This is a genomic window from Rhodobacter flavimaris, from assembly GCF_021378075.1.
GTDB lineage: Bacteria > Pseudomonadota > Alphaproteobacteria > Rhodobacterales > Rhodobacteraceae > Rhodobacter > Rhodobacter flavimaris.
Map to the genome: position 1 here is coordinate 95654 of NZ_JAJUOS010000009.1, position 17094 is coordinate 112747.

At 63.5% G+C, this 17094-nt stretch carries 21 protein-coding genes; 14 read left to right on the top strand and 7 right to left on the bottom strand.

Features of this window, described 5'->3' with window-relative positions:
* The first annotated feature begins 69 nt into the window (after positions 1 to 69).
* From rocF to LZA78_RS12530, 10 genes are all read left to right on the top strand, one after another.
* A complete protein-coding gene (rocF, locus tag LZA78_RS12485; RefSeq protein WP_233677272.1) occupies positions 70 to 996 on the top strand; it encodes an arginase in 927 nt (308 codons plus the stop codon).
* Positions 996 to 2042: an ornithine cyclodeaminase gene (ocd, locus tag LZA78_RS12490; RefSeq protein WP_218629408.1), complete on the top strand. Its 1047-nt coding sequence runs from the start codon at positions 996 to 998 to the stop codon at positions 2040 to 2042. The genes rocF and ocd overlap by 1 nt, the downstream gene beginning before the upstream one ends.
* 177 nt (positions 2043 to 2219) lie before the next feature.
* Positions 2220 to 2996 carry an ABC transporter ATP-binding protein gene (locus LZA78_RS12495; protein WP_233677273.1) on the top strand — a complete coding sequence of 259 codons (777 nt, stop codon included), beginning with the start codon at positions 2220 to 2222 and terminating at the stop codon, positions 2994 to 2996.
* Positions 2997 to 3019: 23 nt separating this feature from the next.
* Positions 3020 to 3745 carry a transporter substrate-binding domain-containing protein gene (locus LZA78_RS12500; protein ID WP_233677274.1) on the top strand — a complete coding sequence of 242 codons (726 nt, stop codon included), beginning with the start codon at positions 3020 to 3022 and terminating at the stop codon, positions 3743 to 3745.
* Positions 3746 to 3799: 54 nt separating this feature from the next.
* The gene (locus tag LZA78_RS12505; RefSeq protein WP_233677275.1) at positions 3800 to 4498 is read left to right on the top strand and encodes an ABC transporter permease; all 699 of its coding nucleotides are present in this window, start codon (positions 3800 to 3802) and stop codon (positions 4496 to 4498) included.
* Positions 4495 to 5229, top strand: coding sequence for an ABC transporter permease subunit (locus LZA78_RS12510; protein ID WP_233677276.1), 735 nt, complete (start codon positions 4495 to 4497; stop codon positions 5227 to 5229). Before LZA78_RS12505 ends, LZA78_RS12510 begins: the two co-directional genes overlap by 4 nt.
* Positions 5230 to 5375: 146 nt before the next feature.
* Positions 5376 to 5891, top strand: coding sequence for a YeeE/YedE thiosulfate transporter family protein (locus tag LZA78_RS12515; RefSeq protein WP_233677277.1), 516 nt, complete (start codon positions 5376 to 5378; stop codon positions 5889 to 5891).
* Positions 5888 to 6529, top strand: coding sequence for a DUF6691 family protein (locus LZA78_RS12520; protein ID WP_233677278.1), 642 nt, complete (start codon positions 5888 to 5890; stop codon positions 6527 to 6529). The genes LZA78_RS12515 and LZA78_RS12520 overlap by 4 nt, the downstream gene beginning before the upstream one ends.
* A gap of 23 nt (positions 6530 to 6552) precedes the next feature.
* Positions 6553 to 7272, top strand: a complete 720-nt coding sequence (locus tag LZA78_RS12525) for a protein tyrosine phosphatase family protein (RefSeq protein WP_233677279.1) — start codon at positions 6553 to 6555, stop codon at positions 7270 to 7272.
* A gap of 59 nt (positions 7273 to 7331) precedes the next feature.
* A complete protein-coding gene (locus LZA78_RS12530) occupies positions 7332 to 8090 on the top strand; it encodes a DUF6969 family protein (RefSeq protein ID WP_233677280.1) in 759 nt (252 codons plus the stop codon).
* 18 nt (positions 8091 to 8108) lie between these two features.
* Here LZA78_RS12530 and ygiD read toward each other — a convergent pair whose 3' ends face one another.
* Genes ygiD through LZA78_RS12545 form a run of 3 tightly spaced genes read right to left on the bottom strand, consistent with a single transcriptional unit; the run spans position 8109 to position 10035 of the window.
* The gene (gene ygiD / locus LZA78_RS12535) at positions 8109 to 8927 is read right to left on the bottom strand and encodes a 4,5-DOPA-extradiol-dioxygenase (RefSeq protein WP_233677281.1); all 819 of its coding nucleotides are present in this window, start codon (positions 8925 to 8927) and stop codon (positions 8109 to 8111) included.
* Positions 8928 to 8982: 55 nt separating this feature from the next.
* On the bottom strand, positions 8983 to 9387 hold the full coding sequence (locus tag LZA78_RS12540; RefSeq protein ID WP_233677282.1) for a DoxX family protein: 405 nt from the start codon (positions 9385 to 9387) through the stop codon (positions 8983 to 8985).
* A gap of 21 nt (positions 9388 to 9408) precedes the next feature.
* The gene (locus tag LZA78_RS12545; RefSeq protein WP_233677283.1) at positions 9409 to 10035 is read right to left on the bottom strand and encodes an NADPH-dependent F420 reductase; all 627 of its coding nucleotides are present in this window, start codon (positions 10033 to 10035) and stop codon (positions 9409 to 9411) included.
* Between the two features lie 134 nt (positions 10036 to 10169).
* On the opposite strand from LZA78_RS12545, the gene LZA78_RS12550 reads away from it, so the two are divergent.
* Positions 10170 to 11051, top strand: a complete 882-nt coding sequence (locus LZA78_RS12550) for a LysR family transcriptional regulator (protein ID WP_233677284.1) — start codon at positions 10170 to 10172, stop codon at positions 11049 to 11051.
* 3 nt (positions 11052 to 11054) lie between these two features.
* Here the strand turns inward: LZA78_RS12550 and LZA78_RS12555 are convergent, their stop codons facing one another.
* A complete protein-coding gene (locus tag LZA78_RS12555) occupies positions 11055 to 12254 on the bottom strand; it encodes an ROK family transcriptional regulator (protein WP_233677285.1) in 1200 nt (399 codons plus the stop codon).
* Between the two features lie 153 nt (positions 12255 to 12407).
* Here LZA78_RS12555 and LZA78_RS12560 point away from each other — a divergent pair, with 153 nt between their 5' ends.
* From LZA78_RS12560 to LZA78_RS12570, 3 genes are all read left to right on the top strand, one after another.
* Positions 12408 to 13418 (top strand): sugar ABC transporter substrate-binding protein, encoded by a 1011-nt coding sequence (locus LZA78_RS12560; RefSeq protein WP_233677286.1) that lies wholly within the window; start codon positions 12408 to 12410, stop codon positions 13416 to 13418.
* 78 nt (positions 13419 to 13496) lie between these two features.
* Positions 13497 to 14579, top strand: coding sequence for an ABC transporter permease (locus LZA78_RS12565; RefSeq protein ID WP_233677287.1), 1083 nt, complete (start codon positions 13497 to 13499; stop codon positions 14577 to 14579).
* Positions 14576 to 15355: an ATP-binding cassette domain-containing protein gene (locus LZA78_RS12570; protein WP_233677288.1), complete on the top strand. Its 780-nt coding sequence runs from the start codon at positions 14576 to 14578 to the stop codon at positions 15353 to 15355. Before LZA78_RS12565 ends, LZA78_RS12570 begins: the two co-directional genes overlap by 4 nt.
* 19 nt (positions 15356 to 15374) lie before the next feature.
* Here the strand turns inward: LZA78_RS12570 and LZA78_RS12575 are convergent, their stop codons facing one another.
* Genes LZA78_RS12575 through LZA78_RS12585 form a run of 3 tightly spaced genes read right to left on the bottom strand, consistent with a single transcriptional unit; the run spans position 15375 to position 17082 of the window.
* On the bottom strand, positions 15375 to 15902 hold the full coding sequence (locus LZA78_RS12575; RefSeq protein ID WP_233677289.1) for a DUF2478 domain-containing protein: 528 nt from the start codon (positions 15900 to 15902) through the stop codon (positions 15375 to 15377).
* Positions 15903 to 15915: 13 nt separating this feature from the next.
* Positions 15916 to 16620 (bottom strand): NapC/NirT family cytochrome c, encoded by a 705-nt coding sequence (locus LZA78_RS12580; RefSeq protein WP_306798982.1) that lies wholly within the window; start codon positions 16618 to 16620, stop codon positions 15916 to 15918.
* Between the two features lie 24 nt (positions 16621 to 16644).
* Positions 16645 to 17082: a nitrate reductase cytochrome c-type subunit gene (locus LZA78_RS12585; protein WP_233677290.1), complete on the bottom strand. Its 438-nt coding sequence runs from the start codon at positions 17080 to 17082 to the stop codon at positions 16645 to 16647.
* Between the last annotated feature and the right edge of the window lie 12 nt (positions 17083 to 17094).

The window sequence follows — 17094 nt, forward strand, 5'->3', positions numbered from 1 at the left end:
TTAGGGCAATTTAGCAATCAGATTCGGCATCGGTTTCACGCTTTCTTGTTCGTCATAAGGGAGAACAAGATGAGCCGTAGCTGTTCGATTCTCGGCGCGCCGATCCAGACGGGCGCGTCGCAGCCGGGGTGCCTGATGGGACCGGCCAGCCTGCGCACCGCAGGCTTGGGCAAAACTCTGGCCGATCTGGGCTGGAGTGTGCGCGATCTGGGGGATCTGTCGATCGCCCCGCAACAAGCGATGAGCCACACCAACGCCGCCATTCACGACCTGGCCGAAACCCGCGCCTGGATTGAGGTTCTGGCCAGCGCCGCCTTTGACGCCGCGCGCGACCATGACTTCCCGATCTTCATGGGCGGCGATCACTCGATGGCCGCGGGCACGGTCGCGGGGCTTGCGCGCCATGCGGCGGGGCAGGGGCGCCCGCTGTTCATCCTGTGGCTTGATGCGCACCCGGATCTGCACACGCTGGCCACCACCGAAAGCGGCAACCTGCATGGCACGCCCGTGGCCTATTTTACCGGCGAGCCGGGCTTCGAGACCTACCCGCCGCTCAGCCACGCCGTTGATCCGCGCAACATCTGCATGATGGGCATCCGCTCGGTCGATCCGGCTGAACACGAGTTGATCTTGCGCAGCGGGATCGAGGTGCACGACATGCGCGCCATAGACGAGACCGGCGTTCTGCCGCCTCTGCGCGCTTTCCTTGAACGCGTCCGCGCCGCCAACGGGATGCTGCACCTCAGCTTCGACGTCGATTTCCTTGATCCCGACATCGCGCCCGCCGTGGGCACGACCGTGCCGGGCGGCGCCACCTTCCGCGAGGCGCATCTGATCATGGAGACGCTGTGCGACTCGGGTCTCGTGACCTCGCTCGACCTCGTCGAACTCAACCCCTTCCTCGATGAACGCGGCCGCACCGCGAAACTGATGTGCGACCTGACGGCCAGCCTGTTCGGCCGCCGCGTTCTTGACCGCATGACCCGGAGCTACTGATGAAACCGACCCCTTCGCACCTGGCCTATGTGCCCTTCGTTTCCGTCGAGAACATGATGCGCCTTGTGAACGCCACCGGGCCCGAGCGCTTCATGGCCGAGCTTGCCGGCTATATCGAGGAAGACTTCAAGCGCTGGCCTGAATTCGACAAGACGCCGCGCGTGGCCTCGCATTCGCAAGACGGCGTGATCGAGCTGATGCCGACCGCCGACAGCGAGAACTACGGGTTCAAATACGTCAACGGCCACCCGAAGAACATGCGCGAAGGCTATCAGACCGTGACCGCTTTCGGCGTGCTCTCGTCGGTGGCCAACGGATACCCGATCCTGTTCACCGAGATGACGGTGCTGACCGCGCTGCGCACGGCGGCGACCTCGGCGCTGGTCGGCAAATACCTTGCGCCGAAGGGCGCCGAGGTCATGGCGATGATCGGCAACGGTGCGCAATGCGAATTCCAGGCGCTGGCCTTCCGCGCGATCTGCGGCATCAACCGGCTGCGGCTGTATGATATCGATCCGGCCGCCACCGAAAAGGCCGCGCGCAACCTGATTGCGCAGGGCTTCGAGGTGGTGAAATGCGCCTCGGGTAACGAGGCGGTCGAGGGTGCGCAGGTGATCACCACCTGCACCGCCGACAAGCAGTATGCGACGATCCTCACCGACAACATGGTCGGCGCCGGTGTCCATATCAACGCCATTGGCGGCGACTGCCCCGGCAAGACCGAACTGCACAAGGACATCCTGCTGCGCTCGGACATCTTCGTGGAATACCCGCCGCAGACCCGCATCGAGGGCGAGATTCAGCAGCTGCCGGAAGACCACCCGGTGATCGAGCTCTGGCAGGTAATGCGTGGCGAGCTGCCCGCGCGTCGCGACGCAAAGCAGATCACGCTCTTCGACTCGGTGGGCTTCGCGATCGAGGATTTCTCGGCACTGCGATACGTCCATGACCGCATCAAGGGCACCGACTATTTCGCGCCGCTCGACATGCTGGCCGACCCGGACGATCCGCGTGACCTGTTCGGCATGGTGATGCGCGCGGCCTGATCGCCGCGCACGCGCCACCACAGGTGGAATCTACGCCGTTCGCGCATCGAATTGATCACTTCGATCAGAACGATCTTCATGATGCGCGAATTGGCAAGTGTTTTTGGGCGCTGCCCAAAGGGATGACCTTGACGCGCTTCTCGGGGGGAGAGGCGCCCAACGGGAAAGGGAGACTAGATGAGCGCCGATGCCATCATCGACGTGCGCGATCTGCACAAATCCTACGGCAATCTCGAGGTGCTCAAGGGCATCAGCCTGACTGCGCGCACGCATGACGTGATCTCGCTGATCGGGGCCTCGGGGTCGGGTAAATCGACCTTCCTGCGCTGCCTCAACCTGCTTGAGATCCCGACGCGCGGCGAGGTCTTTGTGCATGGCAAGCGCATGCCGCTGTCTGATCCGGACCCGTCGCGGGGCGAGCGCCGTGTGACCTCGGAACGCGAGCTGCGCGAGATCCGCACCCATCTGGGCATGGTGTTCCAGCAGTTCAACCTGTGGTCCCACATGACCGTGCTGCAAAACGTCATCGAGGCGCCGATCCGCGTGCGTGGCATGGCCCGCGCCGAGGCCATCGAGCGCGCCAAGGACCTGCTGGACCGCGTGGGCCTGTCGGCCAAGGTCGACAACTACCCCAGCCAGCTTTCGGGCGGCCAGCAGCAGCGCGTGGCGATCGCGCGTACTTTGGCGCTCGACCCCGAGATCATTCTTTTCGACGAGCCGACCTCGGCCCTCGACCCCGAAATGGTGGGCGAGGTTCTGGCGGTGATGCGCGATCTGGCCTCGGAAGGGCGCACGATGATGGTCGTGACGCATGAGATGGGCTTTGCCCGCGAGGTCTCGACCGAGGTCGTCTTCCTCGAAAAAGGCAAGGTCGGCGAGCGCGGCGCGCCCGAGCAGATCTTTGGCGATCCGCAAACCGCCGCCTGCAAACAGTTTCTGAACAAGGTCCTCTGACCGGAATACCCAGGGAGAATCCAATGAAAAAGACCCTTATCGCGCTGGCCCTGCTGGCCGCGTCGCCCGTCGCTGCCGAAACGCTGCGCATCGCCACCGAGGGCGCCTTCCCGCCCTTCTCGGAGATCAACGCCAATGGCGAGGTCGTGGGCTTCGACATCGACATCGCCAAGGCGCTCTGCGCCAAGATGGAGCGCGAATGCGAGATCATCGCGATGGACTGGGATGGGATTATCCCGGGCCTCGTGAACGACAAATACGACGCGATCGTCGCCTCGATGTCGATCACCGAAGAGCGCAAGCAGACCGTCGATTTCACCAACCCCTATTACAGCAACTACCTTGTGCTGCTGGCCAAGAAGGGCTCGGGGCTGACGGTTGACGGTATCGCACAGCAGGCGGTGGGTGCGCAGCGCGCCTCGATCTCGTCGTCCTGGGCCGAAGAACAGGTCGGCGCGCGCGGCGATCTGCGCCTCTATGACACGCTGACGGCATCGTTCACCGACCTTGAGGCTGGTCGCATCGATAGCATCGTGTCGGATTACTTCCCGGCGCTCGACTGGCTCAAGGATCACCCCGATTTCGAAGTCGTCGGTGACCGCATCGACATCGGCGATCAGATCGGCATCGCCGTGCGTAAGGATGACGCCGAGCTGCGCGACGCGCTGAACGTGGCGCTGGAGGGCATCGTGGCCGACGGCACCTATGGTCAGATCTCGACCGGCTATTTCGGCACCGACATCCACTAAGGCCGAATGCGTGCGGGCCCGCGCGGCCCGCCGCTTTCCGGGGGAGGCAAGATAATGGAACTCTTGGGTTTCGGCGCCGAGGGCTGGGGCGACGATCTGTTGCGCGGCGCGGCCCTGACGGTGCAACTGGCCGTGGTCTCGCTGGCCATTGGCCTGACCTTCGGGATGGTTCTGGCACTGGCCAAGCTGTCGCGCTTCGCGCCGCTGCGCTGGCTGGCACAGGGCTATACGCTGTTCATCCGCGGCGTGCCCGAGTTCCTGATCCTGCTTCTGGCCTTCTTCGGAACCGAAAAGGCGGTTGCCGCCGGTGCGGCGCTCTTGGGCCTTGAGGGCGGCATCGAGGTGCCCAAGTTCGCCGCCGCTGTGGGTGGCCTGTCGGCTATCTTCGCGGCCTATGGCTGCGAGGTGATCCGCGGCGCCTGGCTTGCCGTGCCCAATGGCCAGATCGAGGCGGGCCACTCGGTCGGCCTCAGCCGCTGGCAGATCTTCTACCGCATCCGCCTGCCGCAACTGTGGCGCATCGCGCTGCCGGGCTTGGGGAACCTGTGGCTCGTGATGCTCAAGGATACCTCGCTGGCCGCCGTTCTGGCCATCGACGAGCTGCTGCGCGTCGCCAAGGTCGCGGGCGAGGTCACGCGCCAGCCGCTGATGTTCCTGCTGGCGGCGGGGGCGCTTTACCTCGTTCTGACGGCGATTTCGGACAAGTTGCGTGCGTCCTTCGAGGCGCGGGCGAACCGGGGGATGGCACGATGAGCCTGTATCAGGATCTGAAATACGCGATCTCGGACGGGGTTTGCTATGCTGCGCAGGGTGTGACGCCCGAGGGGTTTGCCACCTACTGCCCGCGCTACATCGACGGCTTCCTCGTGACGCTAGAACTGCTGCTGCTGTCCTCTGCGCTTGGGCTGAGCATCGGCACGCTGGTGGCAGTGGCGCGCGTGTCGCGGCAGCGCGCGCTGCGCGTGGGCGCTTGGGCCTGGTCTTACATCTTCCGGGGCACGCCGCTGCTCGTGCAGCTCTGGATCGTCTATTACGGGCTTGGCAGCCTCGGGCCGGAGAAGCTGGGCATCCTGTGGCCCTTCTTCAAATCCGGCTGGGCTGTCGGGCTTGCGGTGCTGACCATCAACACCTCGGCCTATATCGCCGAGATCCTGCGCGGCGGGATCGGGACGCTGCCTCCGGGGCAGCTGGAGGCGGCGCTCAGCTGCGGGATGTCGCGCGGAATGGCGATGCGCCGGATCCTGTTGCCACAGGCCTTCCGGGTTGCCTGGCCCGCCTATGGGAACGAGTTGATCTTGCTGATGAAAGGCTCGGCGCTGGTTTCGACGATTACGGTCATGGACCTGATGGGGCAGACGCGTTCGGTTTTTGCGCGCGGCTACTCGCTCGAGACCTACATGTATAGCGCGGTTCTCTATGCGTTGCTGGCGCTTCTGCTGACGGCGGGGTTGCGGGCGGTGGAAAAGCGCCTTCGCGTTGCCTAAAGCACTTCGGAAAATGACCAGAAAGGCCCGCGCGTTTGCGCGGGCCTTTTTCGTTGTGCCGCGCGCGCCGCCGTCAAAGGCATTGATCTTTCCCGAAACACTAATATCATTGAATTCGAATATGAAAGTGTGTGAGGGGGAGGCACATGATCGAGAAACCACAGCCATTCTGGTCGCCCGTCGCTGCGGGTGTCGCACTGGGCCTGGCCCTGCTGCTGACATTCGTCATTACTGGAAACGGGCTGGGGGCGTCGGGCTTCATCACCCGTTTCGCCGCCCAGACCAGCGCATGGGTCGCCCCCGAGGCGACCGCGACCAACGCCTATTTCGGGCCCTTCATCCAGGCGGGCAAGCCGCTCGCGTCCTGGATCACTTGGGAAGCGATTGGCGTTCTGATCGGCGCCTATCTGGGCAGTCGTAACGCCGGGCGCATCAGTGTTCAGGTAGAGCGCGGCCCGAGCATCGGGCGCGGCGAACGTCTGATCTATGCCCTGATCGGCGGCGTGCTTGTGGGCTTTGGCGCACGGCTTGCGCGCGGCTGCACCAGCGGCCTCGGCCTCTCGGGGGGCGCAACGCTTGCGGTCGCGGGCTTTGTCTTCCTAATCGGCTTCTTCGCGGCAGGCTTTCTTGTCAGCGCTGTCTTCCGGAGGGCCTGGCAATGAGCTTTCCGCTTTATGACTACGGCATCGCAAGCGGCCTGATTTCGGGCGTGCTCTTCGGTTATGCGCTTGAGGGGGCGGGGTTTGGCAGCCCGCGCAAGCTGACGGCGCAGTTCTCTCTGCGCGATTTCGCGGTGTTCAAGGTGATGTTCACCGCCGTTTTGGTCTGCGCGGTGGGGCTTTACCTGCTGCGGTCGGGCGGGATCATCGCCGAGAACGCGGTCTATGTGCCCACGCTCTTCTTCTGGGCGATCCTGGTGGGCGGTCTGCTGATCGGTGGCGGCTTTGCGCTTGGCGGCTATTGCCCCGGCACCTCGCTGGTCGGGATCTCGTCGGGTCGGATCGACGCGGTGGTTTTCACCATCGGCATGATCGGCGGCACCACCGCCTTCGCCTTCGTCTATGAGCCGCTGCAGAATTTCTACTTCGCCGCCAAAGGCCCCGACGCGCAGCGCCTGCCGGACCTGCTGGGCATTCCCGAATGGGCGGTGCTGGTGATCCTTGGCGTGCTTGCGCTGGCCGGGTTCGCCGTCGGCTCGCTGCTTGAACGCGCGCGTGGCGGCCCGCTGACCGCTGAAGAGGTCTGCACCCCGGCAGGGGAAGAGCCCCTGTCGGCCTCGGGCCACGCGATGAAAATCTGAAGATCCAAGGGAGGAGATCGTTCATGAAGACCAAGACCCGCAAGAGCCTGCTTCGCGCAGCGCTGGTGCCGGTGGCCGCGCTGGCCGTCGGTTCCGCCGTTCCGGCCATGAGCCGCGCGCAGGGCACCAACCCCTGTGCCCCCGCGATGGCGCCCGCCAACCCCTGCGCCCCGGCGATGAAGCCCGCGAACCCCTGCGCGCCCGCCGCCGCTCCGGCCCCGGCCACCTCGGCCGAGGCCGCAGCGATGCCCTCGGGCCCCTATGATACGACGACCAAGTATCCGCAGGCGGTCTATGGCAACGAGATGCCCAATATCGTCGCGAACTACCTGCGCGCCACGCCCTATGTGGGCACGGGCGGCCTGATCGACCCTTCGGGGATCGGGATGCTGGCCGGGATGGGCTTCAAGACCGTCGTCAGCCTGAATACCTCGGAAGAGGGCGCCGACGCCGAGCAGCCGATGATCGAGAAGGCGGGCATGACCTTCATCGGTATCCAGGTGCCGACCACGGCCCCGACCGCCGAACAGGTTGCCGAATTCGCCGCGATCGTCGAAAATCCGGAGAACTACCCGATGCTCGTGCATTGCGAATCTGCCAACCGCGTGGGCGCGATGTGGGCGCTGTATCGGGCCTCGAAAGGCGTTCCGGCCGAGGTTGCGGTGGAAGAGGGCCGTGCCATCGGCCTCAAGACCAGCCGCGAGCCGGCGGTGCGCGAACAGCTTGGCCTGCCGCCGCTCTGAGCGGTCAGCGCCATGCACATGGGGTCGCGCCACCGGCGCGGCCCGACACGGGAGGAGTCATGGCGGATCACCGAGCAACCCCCGACAAGCCGCTGTCGCGGCGACTGACGCCGCTGGACCTGACCGCACTGCCGGTCGAGCGCCTTGAGGACATGCATGACGCCGCCGCGACCGTTCTGGAATGCGAGCACGCGTTGCAGAAATCGGGCATGAGCGTCATTTCCGAGGTGCTGCGCGGGCAGGGCGATTTCGTCATATGGGAGCGGTATCCCAAGGGCGACATCTTCGACAGCGAGACCCATAGCCATTACTTCTACCACTCGCACACGCCCGAAGAGATGGCCGATGGCGAGAATGGCCATTTCCATCTGTTCGTGCGGCCTGCCGGGCTGGCGCCGGGGCTGAAGCCCTGGGCCTTCTCGGGCGCGGTGATTCCCGAGGACGAGGCGGCGCGCTTCATCCATATCGGCGCGATCAGCGTGGATGGCTACGGGCGTCCGCTTCGGCTGTTCACGACGAACCGTTGGGTCACGGATGAAACGCTCTATCGCGCCGCCGATATCGTGCCGCTACTGGACAGCTTCGCCATCGAGCTTGCCCACCCGAACTGGGCGGTCAGCAAATGGCTGACGGCGATGGTGCGCCTGCACCTGCCGCAGCTGGCCGCGCTGCTGCATCTGCGCGATGCGGTGATCATGGATTGGTCCTCGCGCCATGCGGCCGAGACGCTGGAGGACCGCCGCCTGCAAAACACCAGCGAGGTCGCGCTGGATATCCCGGCGCAGATCGCGGCGGTCGAGGCGGCGCTTGGGCTGTAAGCGCCGCCTGCCGGTTGCTCAGTAGAACACGAAGCTGCGCATCGAGACCGAGGCGATATCGATGCTTTCGTTCATGAAGATCAACTGGTCACGGTCGTCCGATGCCCCCGCGATCGTCAGCGCGGGCAGGTAGTGATCGAGCGACGGATGCGCCATCTGCAACAGCGGGCCAAGGCCCTGACGGTCAGCCAGCGCGGCCATGTCACGCTCACCAAGGCGAGTGGCGAAATGGCTGTCGAACTCCTGCGCCCAGTCATAGGGCGAACCGCCCCATCGCATGGTGCGCAGGTTATGCACCACGTTGCCCGAGCCCAGGATCAAAACGCCCCGGTTGCGCAGTTCGGACAGGGTCTTGCCGATCGAGAGATGCCAATCCATGTCCTTGGTCATGTCGATCGACAGCTGGAATACCGACACGTCGGCCTCGGGGTAAAGCCAGGTCAGCACCGACCAGGCGCCGTGATCAAGGCCCCAGCGGTCATCGCCCTCGGCATGGTGGCTGGCCAGTAGCGAGATCACCTCTTTTGCCACTTCCGGGCTGCCCTCGGCCGGGTAGCTCTGGGCGTAAAGCTCGGGCGGGAAGCCGTAGAAATCGTGGATCGTGCGCGGCATGGCCGAGACATCGACCAGTGTCGTGCCGTGGGTCATCCAATGCGCCGAGACGACAAGGATCGCCTGCGGGCGGGGCAGGCTGCGACCGAGGGCGGCCCAACTGCGGGCGTAATCGTTATCCTCGATCGCGTTCATCGGGCTGCCGTGGCCAAGAAAGACGACCGGCATCCGGTCCGAGGCCTTGAGGCTGTCTTTCAGGGCCTGAAGTTTCTGTGCAACGCTCATCTTCTGTTCCTCCTGGCGGTAGGCCCGCCGCAGGGGATGCGGCGGGCGTATTGTCTCAGCGGCGGCGCAGCTGGTAAAGGGCGTAAGGGCCATCCCCCAGAAGGGCAAGCGCAGCCTGAACCAGCGCCCACATCGCGGGGTATTCCCAGCCGCCGCCCGGGTTGCTCCAGCCAAAGCCATTGCCGAAGTGGGCGACGAAGGCCGCACCAAGCAGCACCGGCACCAGCGCGGCCGAGACGTAGCGCGCCGCGATCCCAAGGATCAGCGCAAGGCCGCCGCCGATCTCGGCAAGCATGGTCAGATAGCCAAGTGCGCCGGGAAGGCCGATGGATTCAAAGTAGCCAGCGGTTCCCGCGGGGGTGAAGACGAAGAGCTTCACAAGCCCGTGGTAAAGGAAAAGGGCGCCGGTGGTGACACGCAGCAGCAGTGCGGCGTAGGGGGCAAGCTTGAGGTCGATCATTGGTCTGTTTCCTGTCCTGAATTAGCCGACCCATTTCGGAGCGATGCCGGTGCCTTGACCGAGCATGTAGCCGAACTGGATGTTCATATAGCCGAGCGGTTCGAGGTAGCGGGCATTGCTCAGGCCGCCCGCGTCGCGGACCTCAAAGCCTGCATCGGTCGCGAGGGTGGTGACGGTCGCTTTGGCCTCGGCATCGTCGCTGGCGACGAAGGTCTGGATCGGCGCGTCGCCGATCTTCAGATCGCCTGCGTAATGCTGCGCGAAGACCGTGTTGAAGGCCTTGACCACTTTCGCGCCGGGCGCGAGGCGGGCGATTTCCTCGGCGGCCGAGGTCGTATGGCCCAGTTGCAGCGCCGAGAAATCCTCGGTGACCGGGTTCGACAGATCGACGACGATCTTGCCGTTCAGGTCCGCTTCCGCCGCGATCTTGGCCGAGGCGCCGTAGGGCGTGGCCAGGATCACCACTTCGGCCGATTTGATGGCGGTCGCCACGTCGGCGGCCTGCGCGCTCACGCCGTCGGCCTTGAGCTTGTCAGCGGCGGCCTGACCGCCCTCGCGGTCTGCGACCACGACGCCGTGTTTCGTTTTGCCAAGCACCCGCGCGAGACCTGCGCCGATGTTTCCGGTTCCGATGATTGCGATGTTCATTTTCTCTTCCTTTGTGTCGTCCCGGCTTGCCGGGGGTGTCATTCGTGATGACCGGAAGATGCGCTATTGCGTTTGACAACGAAATGACGATGATGGCGAATAACTATCGCCATTTTGTTCGCAATGGATAATGTATGGATCTGCTCGAAGGGATCAGGGCCTTTGTCGCGACTGCGCAGACCGGGTCGTTCACCGCGGCGGCCGAGCGGTTGGGCGTGTCGAACCGGCTGACGTCGAAATATGTGGCCGAACTTGAACAGCGCCTTGGCGTGCGGCTGTTGCAGCGCACGACGCGCAAGGTTGGGCTGACCCCGGCGGGGGAGGATCTGCTGTCGCGCGCGCCTGCGCTTCTGGATGAGCTTGACGATCTGGTCGCGGGGCTGGGTGAAGAGGGGCGGGGGCTAAGCGGCATCCTGAGGGTCTCGGCGCCGGTAACATTCGGTGAGGTTTTCCTGCAGGATATGCTGCGCCGGTTTGCCGAACCCCATCCCGATCTGATCATCGACCTGCGGCTAAGCGATCGCTATGTCGATCTGGCGACCGAGGGGATCGACCTTGCCTTCCGCATCGGCGCGCCGCGAGTGTCCGCCCTTCGGGCGCGCAAGTTGGCTGAGGTTCGCAGCCGGATCGTCGCCTCTCCCGACTATCTGGCACGCAACGCGGCCCCCGAAGAGCCAGCCGATCTGTCCAAGCACGCCTGCATCCTGGACACGAACCGGGCGTTTCCGGCCCGGTGGGAGGTTCTCGACGGTGCCCAGGTTGTCCCGGTAGAGGTCAAGGGGCGCTTTCTCGTGAACAGTGCACGTGCCGCGCGCGATCTGGCGCTGGCAGGGTGCGGGGTCGCGTTCTGTCCCGATTTCGTTCTGGCGGACGATCTGGCGCAGGGGCGCCTCGTGGCATTGCTGCCTGACTTCGAGACCCCGCGCCGCCCGCTCAATGTGATCTACCTTGATGGCCCGGTCCTGCCGCGTAAGGTGCGCGCGCTGATCGACTTCGCCGTGCGCGAGATGAAATAGGGCTTAGGCTTCGGCCAGACCTGCATTGGTGTCGAGCAGGAATTGCGCGATTACCGGGCTACTGGCGGCACCGATCGCGCGGGCATTGGCGCCAATCATACCGGCCTCAATCGCGGGGATGATGATGCCCCGCGTATCCAGTCTGGACACGCGTTCCCGAACGCGGGCAACGAGGCGCTCGCGGACATCCGGGGGGAGGGCGCCATCGATCAGGATCGCCTCAAAGTCGATCACGGCGCAGGTGGTCAGGCTGGCATGGGCCAGTGCGGCAGCGGTCTGCTCAAGCCAGGGGGCTACCCATTCCGACAGGCTCGACCAATCCTGCGGCACTCGCCAAAGCCTGTCCGGGTCGATCCCGTTTTGGATAAGGCTGCTTTCGAGCAGGTGGATCGATGCGCGATCGAGCAGTTGGCACTCGCTTCCGTCATCGCGGCGACTCGGCAGGGATCCGAGCGACCCAGCATTGCCCTGATAGCCTTCGTAGACCGAGTGATTGAGCACGACCCCGCCGCCGATGAAGGCCGCCAGAAAGAAATAGGCGTAGTCGCGGAATTCCTTGCCACGGCCAAACATATGTTCGGCCCGACAGGCGGCAGTGGCGTCGTTGACGACGAAGACCGGGAGCTGTGAGAAGCGAGCGACTTCCTCGGCGAAGCTGATTTCGCGCCAGACCTGGAACTCGGCCTCGGGCGCGCGGACCTGTTCGTGCCAACTCCACATTTCGAAAGGCGCGGCGATTCCCAGGCCACAGATGCGGCTGACCTCGTCAGACGTCATCGCGGCTTCGATTTCCTGAATGCCTTCGTGCAGGAACGAAAAGACCTCGGTCGGCATCGGGTAGTTATAGCGCGTGTGCAGCTGCTTTCGGATGTTGCCCTGAAAATCCATCACCAGCAGGTCTGCGCTGCGTCGACCAATCTTCATTCCGTAGGAAAACAGGCCCTGAGGATTGATCGCCATTGGCACAAAAGGCTTTCCGACCTTGCCCTTGACGCTTTCGCCGCGAACGAGGAGCCCGTCGCCTTCAAGCTTGCGGAGAATGACAGAAATCGTCTGCGGAGAAAGCCCCGTGCGCCGAGCAATGTCGCTGCCGGGCAGGGCGCCGTGCCGCAGCAAGGTCGTCAGCAGCAGGCGCTCGTTATAGGCGCGCACTCCGCTTTGATTCACGCCGCCGCTCAGGCTTCTGACCTTGTCCATTTCCATGGTGCCGACCTTAATCACGACTATCCCGAGAAAGAAAGTGGCAGCGATTAATTAATAAATCAAGTTGATTTACTTATTGACAGGAGGCGAGATTCGGAGTTTCTTCACTGCACTCCGGCGATTGCTGCCGACACAGATGTTTGGGAGGACATCATGCAAAAACTGATGCTTGGAACCGCGCTTGGGCTTGGCGTTATGGCCGGTGGTGCCTATGCCGAAGGGACGACTGCTTGCCTGATCACCAAGACTGACACCAACCCCTTCTTCGTGAAGATGAAAGAAGGTGCTTCGGCGAAGGCCGCCGAGATGGGGATCACGCTCAACACCTATGCTGGCAAGATCGACGGCGATGTCGAAACCCAGGTTGCCGCCGTTGAAAGCTGCATTGCGGCTGGTGCCAAGGGTATTCTGATCACCCCGTCCGACAGCCGCGCTCTGGCGCCTGTCGTTGGCAAGGCCCGCGAAGCCGGTGCGCTGGTTATCGCGCTCGACACCCCGTTCGAGCCCGCCGATGTGGCCGATGCGACCTTCGCGACCGACAACTTCCTTGCCGGCGAGCTGATCGGCAAATGGGCGGCAGCCAAGATGGGCGACACCTCGACCGCCAAGATCGCTCTGCTCGATCTGAACGCGTCTGAGATCTCGGTCGACTATCTGCGCGACAACGGCTTCCTTCAGGGCTTTGGCGTGGACATCAAGGATCCCAAGGACATCGGCGACGAGGACGATCCGCGCATCGTCGGCAATGACGTGACGAACGGGAACGAAGAGGGCGGTCGTACCGCGATGGAGAACCTTCTCCAGAAGGATTCGGGCGTGAACGTCGTCTACACGATCAACGAGCCTGCCGCCGCCGGTGCCTATGAGGCGCTCAAGGCCGTCGGCCTCGAAAGTCAGGCGCTGATCGTCTCGGTCGATGGTGGTTGCCCCGGCGTTCAGAACGTCAAGGAAGGGGTGATCGGCGCAACCTCTATGCAGTTCCCGCTTCTTATGGCGTCGAAAGGCATCGAAGCGATCTCGGCATTCGCAGCCGATGGCACCAAGCCGCAGAACACCGAAGGTCTGGACTTCTTCAACACCGGCGTCGAGCTGGTGACCGATCAGCCGATTGAGGGCATTCCCTCGATCACCTCGGAAGAAGCGCTGCAGAAGTGCTGGGGTTAATCCCTTAACGCCCTAATTGAAGAGGGGCGGACTGTCGCCTCTCTTCCCCCTATTCCTCTACAACCTGATGAGGATACGATGACCGATACATCGCAGCCACCCCGCAAGGGGCAGGATTTCGAGCAGGTGCTCGACAAGAGCGACACCCGCGTCGCGAGCTTTGAAACGCGCGCAAAATCCCCGGTTGAGCGCTTGCAGCATCTGCTTCACGGCAACCCCACGCTTGTGCCGGTTATCGTCCTTCTGGTCTCAATCGCCGCTTTCGGGGTGATCGCCGGAGGCAAGTTCTTCTCCGCCTTCAACCTCACGCTGATCATGCAGCAGGTGTCGATCATCGGCATTCTTGCCGCCGCGCAGACGCTGATCATCCTGACGGCGGGTATCGACCTGTCAGTCGCTGCCATCATGGTCTTGATGGCGGTCATCGCGGGTAACCTTGCGGTATATTCGGGCGTGCCGTCGGGCATCGCGTTGCTGATAGCGTTCGCTGGCGGTGCCGGTGCAGGGCTGATGAATGGCTTCCTCGTCACCAAGATCAAGCTTCCGCCGTTCATCTCGACGCTCGGGACCTGGTCGATCTTTTATGCTCTGAACCTTTGGCTTTCAGGCGCGCAGTCGATCCGCAGCCAGGATATCGACGCCAATGCGCCATTGCTCAAGCTTTTCGGTGAAACGATCGCCATCGGCTCGGCGCGACTGACCTACGGCTCGTTGCTGATGGTGCTGATCTTTCTTGTCCTATGGTACATGCTCAACAAGACGGCCTGGGGGCGCCATGTCTATGCGGTGGGCGACGACAAGGATGCCGCCGAGTTGGCGGGGATCAGAACGGATCGCACTCTGCTTTCGGTCTACGCACTCTCCGGGTTGATCTGTGCAATCGCGGCCTGGGCCTCGATCGGTCGGGTTGGCTCCATCTCTCCCCAAGCATTCTATGACGGCAATCTTCAGTCGATTACCGCTGTTGTGATCGGGGGGATCTCGCTCTTCGGGGGGCGCGGTTCGATCCTTGGCGCGCTGTTCGGCGCCCTGATCGTGGGCGTCTTCCAATCCGGTCTGCGCCTGGCAGGTGTGGACGTGCTCTGGCAGGTCTTCGCAATCGGCTGGCTTATCATTCTTGCGGTCGCCATCGACCAGTGGATCAGAAAGGTTTCGGCATGACCCAACCCATCCTTCAGGCCCGCGGACTGGTAAAGCGCTACGGCCGTGTCACCGCGCTGGACAATTGTGACTTCGACCTGATGGCCGGTGAGATCCTGGCTGTTATCGGAGACAACGGGGCGGGCAAGTCCTCGCTGATCAAGGCCCTTTCGGGTGCGATCAAACCGGACGCCGGCGAAATTCGCCTGGATGGCCAAGAGGTCGCCTTCGCGTCGCCGCTCGAAGCCCAGAATGCCGGGATTGCTACGGTTTATCAGACGCTTGCCCTGTCACCCGCTCTGTCGATCGTGGACAATATGTTCATCGGCCACGAGATCCGGAAGGAAGGCATCGCGGGGTCGCTGTTCCGCGCACTCGATCATGGGAAGATGCGCGATTTCGCGCGGCAGAAGCTCAATGAGCTGGGTCTCATGACCATTCAGAACATCGACCAAAAGGTCGAGACCCTCTCGGGCGGGCAGCGGCAGGGCGTCGCCGTGGCTCGTGCAGCGGCCTTCGGTTCGAAGGTGATTATCCTTGACGAACCGACCGCCGCGCTTGGCGTCAAGGAAAGCCGCAAGGTGCTGGATCTGATCCTCGATGTGCGCTCGCGCGGTATCCCGATCATCCTGATCAGCCACAACATGCCGCATGTCTTCGAAGTGGCCGACCGCATTCATGTGCATCGCCTTGGCAAGCGGCTCTGCGTGATCAATCCCAAGGATTACACGATGTCGGATGCGGTTGCCTTCATGACCGGCGCGAAGCAGCCGGAAGGGGTAATGGCAGAAGCATAAGCTTTCGGGCGCCGGCGGATCAAACCGCGCGGCGCTCGGGGCTTTTGGCGCAGGCGTCATCCAGCCATTGGTTCATGGCGTCGCCGCTCGGGTCGAGGTGTTCTGCGAAGGCGCCCGCGAATTCCGCGAAGGCCTCGGCGTTCAGACCGTTCAGGCCGACGATCACGGGAATACCGCGCATCAGCGCGGTGCCGATCAACTCGCGAAAGCCCCGGCCCTCGGCTTCATGCTTGCCGAACTTGTTGACGATCATCAGATCGGCGCCGCTTTCCAGCGCGCCTTCGGTCAGGCGCACGGCTTGCTCAAGCGCCGAAGGGTCAAGGCGGCACCCGCGCGACTGCGTGCCAAGCGATTGCGAGATGCGCAGCACTGGGCCGTCAGGCAGGACGCGCACATCCATGTCGCAGTGTTTGCTGTCGGTCGGATCGTGGTTCACCTGAACCGTCCCGACGACACACAGCCCGCGCTGCGAGGCGCGGGCTGCGAGGTCGGAGAGCAGGCGATTGGTCTCACCCCGGCCCGTGGCCAGAACGGATGCGAGTTTCATCGCCTGCAAATCCTCAGTTCGTCTTTTCGAGATAGGCTGCAACGTCTTTGCCGTTGTTCGGCGTCTGCGGCGGGATGGCGCCTTCGGCCTCCAGCTTCTTGACGACGTCACGGTAGGTGTCGAGGTAGCCCGCCGGCAGCTCGTGCGCGATGCCCTGGTGGCAGTCGATGCAGGTCTTGCCCTCGTCGAGCGCCTTCTGGTGGTTCGACGCCGCACGGTTTTCCTGCATGGTGAAGTCCATGAACTCGAAGCTGTGGCAGTTGCGGCATTCCTTCGAGTCGGTGCGCTTCATGCGTTCCCACTCGTTGCTGGCAAGATGAAGCCGGTTTTCCTCGAACTTCTCGCGCGTCCAGATCGACTTGGTGATGAAGTGCCCGTAAAGTTCTTTCGAGGCTTTGATCTTGCGGATCATCTTCGGACCCCAGTCCTTCGGAACGTGGCAATCGGGGCAGGTAGCGCGCACGCCCGAACTGTTGTTCTGGTGAACCGAGCCTTGATACTCGGCGTAGACGTTGTCGCGCATCTCGTGGCAGGTCGTGCAGAACTTCTCGCTGTTGGTCATTTCCAGCGCGGTGTGGAAACCGCCCCAGAACAGGATGCCCGCGACGAAGCCCACGATCAGCAGAACGCCAAGCGAGACAGCGCCGGTCGGGCTCCAGAAGAAGCGCCACATGCGCCGGATGAGGCCCGGGCGGGCGGAAGGATTGCTGTTGGACATTGTCTTGTTCCTCTCGCCTCGGCCTTAGTTGTCGGAGCCCTGGAAGGTGTTCTGGACCAGCTCGGGGGCGTTCACCTGCGGAACGTGGCACTGGTTGCAGAACCAGCGGCGCGGCGCCACGTCATCGGTCTGCACGCCATCGCGGCTGACATAGTGCGTCATCGACAGGGTGGGCGCGCCGCGCTCGGCCGCGTTCTTCCAGTCGTGGCAGGCCAGGCATTCATTGGCCTTCACGTCGATCTGGTACTTGTCGATCGTGTGCGGGATGATCGGCGGCTGCTGGCGATAGTTGCGGTCCTGGCGGCCTTCTTCCTGATGATAGACCGGGGCAAGCCCGATGTCCTGGTCAGGCTGCGCGCCGCGCAGCGAGGTCACCGTGTCCGCGGACTGGGCAACTGCGAAACTGGCGGCGAGCCCAAGCGAGGCCGCGGCGATGGCGCTGAAGAGAATGGCGTTTTTCATGGCTTGGTCTCC

Bases quoted from the DNA above. Each gene is read 5' to 3' on its own strand.
- LZA78_RS12560 (WP_233677286.1), top strand. From the start codon at position 12,408: ATGCAAAAACTGATGCTTGGAACCGCGCTTGGGCTTGGCGTTATGGCC.
- LZA78_RS12540 (WP_233677282.1), bottom strand. From the start codon at position 9,387: ATGATCGACCTCAAGCTTGCCCCCTACGCCGCACTGCTGCTGCGTGTC.
- LZA78_RS12525 (WP_233677279.1), top strand. From the start codon at position 6,553: ATGAAGACCAAGACCCGCAAGAGCCTGCTTCGCGCAGCGCTGGTGCCG.
- rocF (WP_233677272.1), top strand. From the start codon at position 70: ATGAGCCGTAGCTGTTCGATTCTCGGCGCGCCGATCCAGACGGGCGCG.
- LZA78_RS12505 (WP_233677275.1), top strand. From the start codon at position 3,800: ATGGAACTCTTGGGTTTCGGCGCCGAGGGCTGGGGCGACGATCTGTTG.
- LZA78_RS12550 (WP_233677284.1), top strand. From the start codon at position 10,170: ATGGATCTGCTCGAAGGGATCAGGGCCTTTGTCGCGACTGCGCAGACC.
- LZA78_RS12510 (WP_233677276.1), top strand. From the start codon at position 4,495: ATGAGCCTGTATCAGGATCTGAAATACGCGATCTCGGACGGGGTTTGC.
- LZA78_RS12555 (WP_233677285.1), bottom strand. From the start codon at position 12,254: ATGGAAATGGACAAGGTCAGAAGCCTGAGCGGCGGCGTGAATCAAAGC.
- LZA78_RS12530 (WP_233677280.1), top strand. From the start codon at position 7,332: ATGGCGGATCACCGAGCAACCCCCGACAAGCCGCTGTCGCGGCGACTG.
- LZA78_RS12545 (WP_233677283.1), bottom strand. From the start codon at position 10,035: ATGAACATCGCAATCATCGGAACCGGAAACATCGGCGCAGGTCTCGCG.
- LZA78_RS12495 (WP_233677273.1), top strand. From the start codon at position 2,220: ATGAGCGCCGATGCCATCATCGACGTGCGCGATCTGCACAAATCCTAC.
- ygiD (WP_233677281.1), bottom strand. From the start codon at position 8,927: ATGAGCGTTGCACAGAAACTTCAGGCCCTGAAAGACAGCCTCAAGGCC.
- LZA78_RS12575 (WP_233677289.1), bottom strand. From the start codon at position 15,902: ATGAAACTCGCATCCGTTCTGGCCACGGGCCGGGGTGAGACCAATCGC.
- ocd (WP_218629408.1), top strand. From the start codon at position 996: ATGAAACCGACCCCTTCGCACCTGGCCTATGTGCCCTTCGTTTCCGTC.
- LZA78_RS12570 (WP_233677288.1), top strand. From the start codon at position 14,576: ATGACCCAACCCATCCTTCAGGCCCGCGGACTGGTAAAGCGCTACGGC.
- LZA78_RS12585 (WP_233677290.1), bottom strand. From the start codon at position 17,082: ATGAAAAACGCCATTCTCTTCAGCGCCATCGCCGCGGCCTCGCTTGGG.
- LZA78_RS12580 (WP_306798982.1), bottom strand. From the start codon at position 16,620: ATGTCCAACAGCAATCCTTCCGCCCGCCCGGGCCTCATCCGGCGCATG.
- LZA78_RS12515 (WP_233677277.1), top strand. From the start codon at position 5,376: ATGATCGAGAAACCACAGCCATTCTGGTCGCCCGTCGCTGCGGGTGTC.
- LZA78_RS12520 (WP_233677278.1), top strand. From the start codon at position 5,888: ATGAGCTTTCCGCTTTATGACTACGGCATCGCAAGCGGCCTGATTTCG.
- LZA78_RS12500 (WP_233677274.1), top strand. From the start codon at position 3,020: ATGAAAAAGACCCTTATCGCGCTGGCCCTGCTGGCCGCGTCGCCCGTC.
- LZA78_RS12565 (WP_233677287.1), top strand. From the start codon at position 13,497: ATGACCGATACATCGCAGCCACCCCGCAAGGGGCAGGATTTCGAGCAG.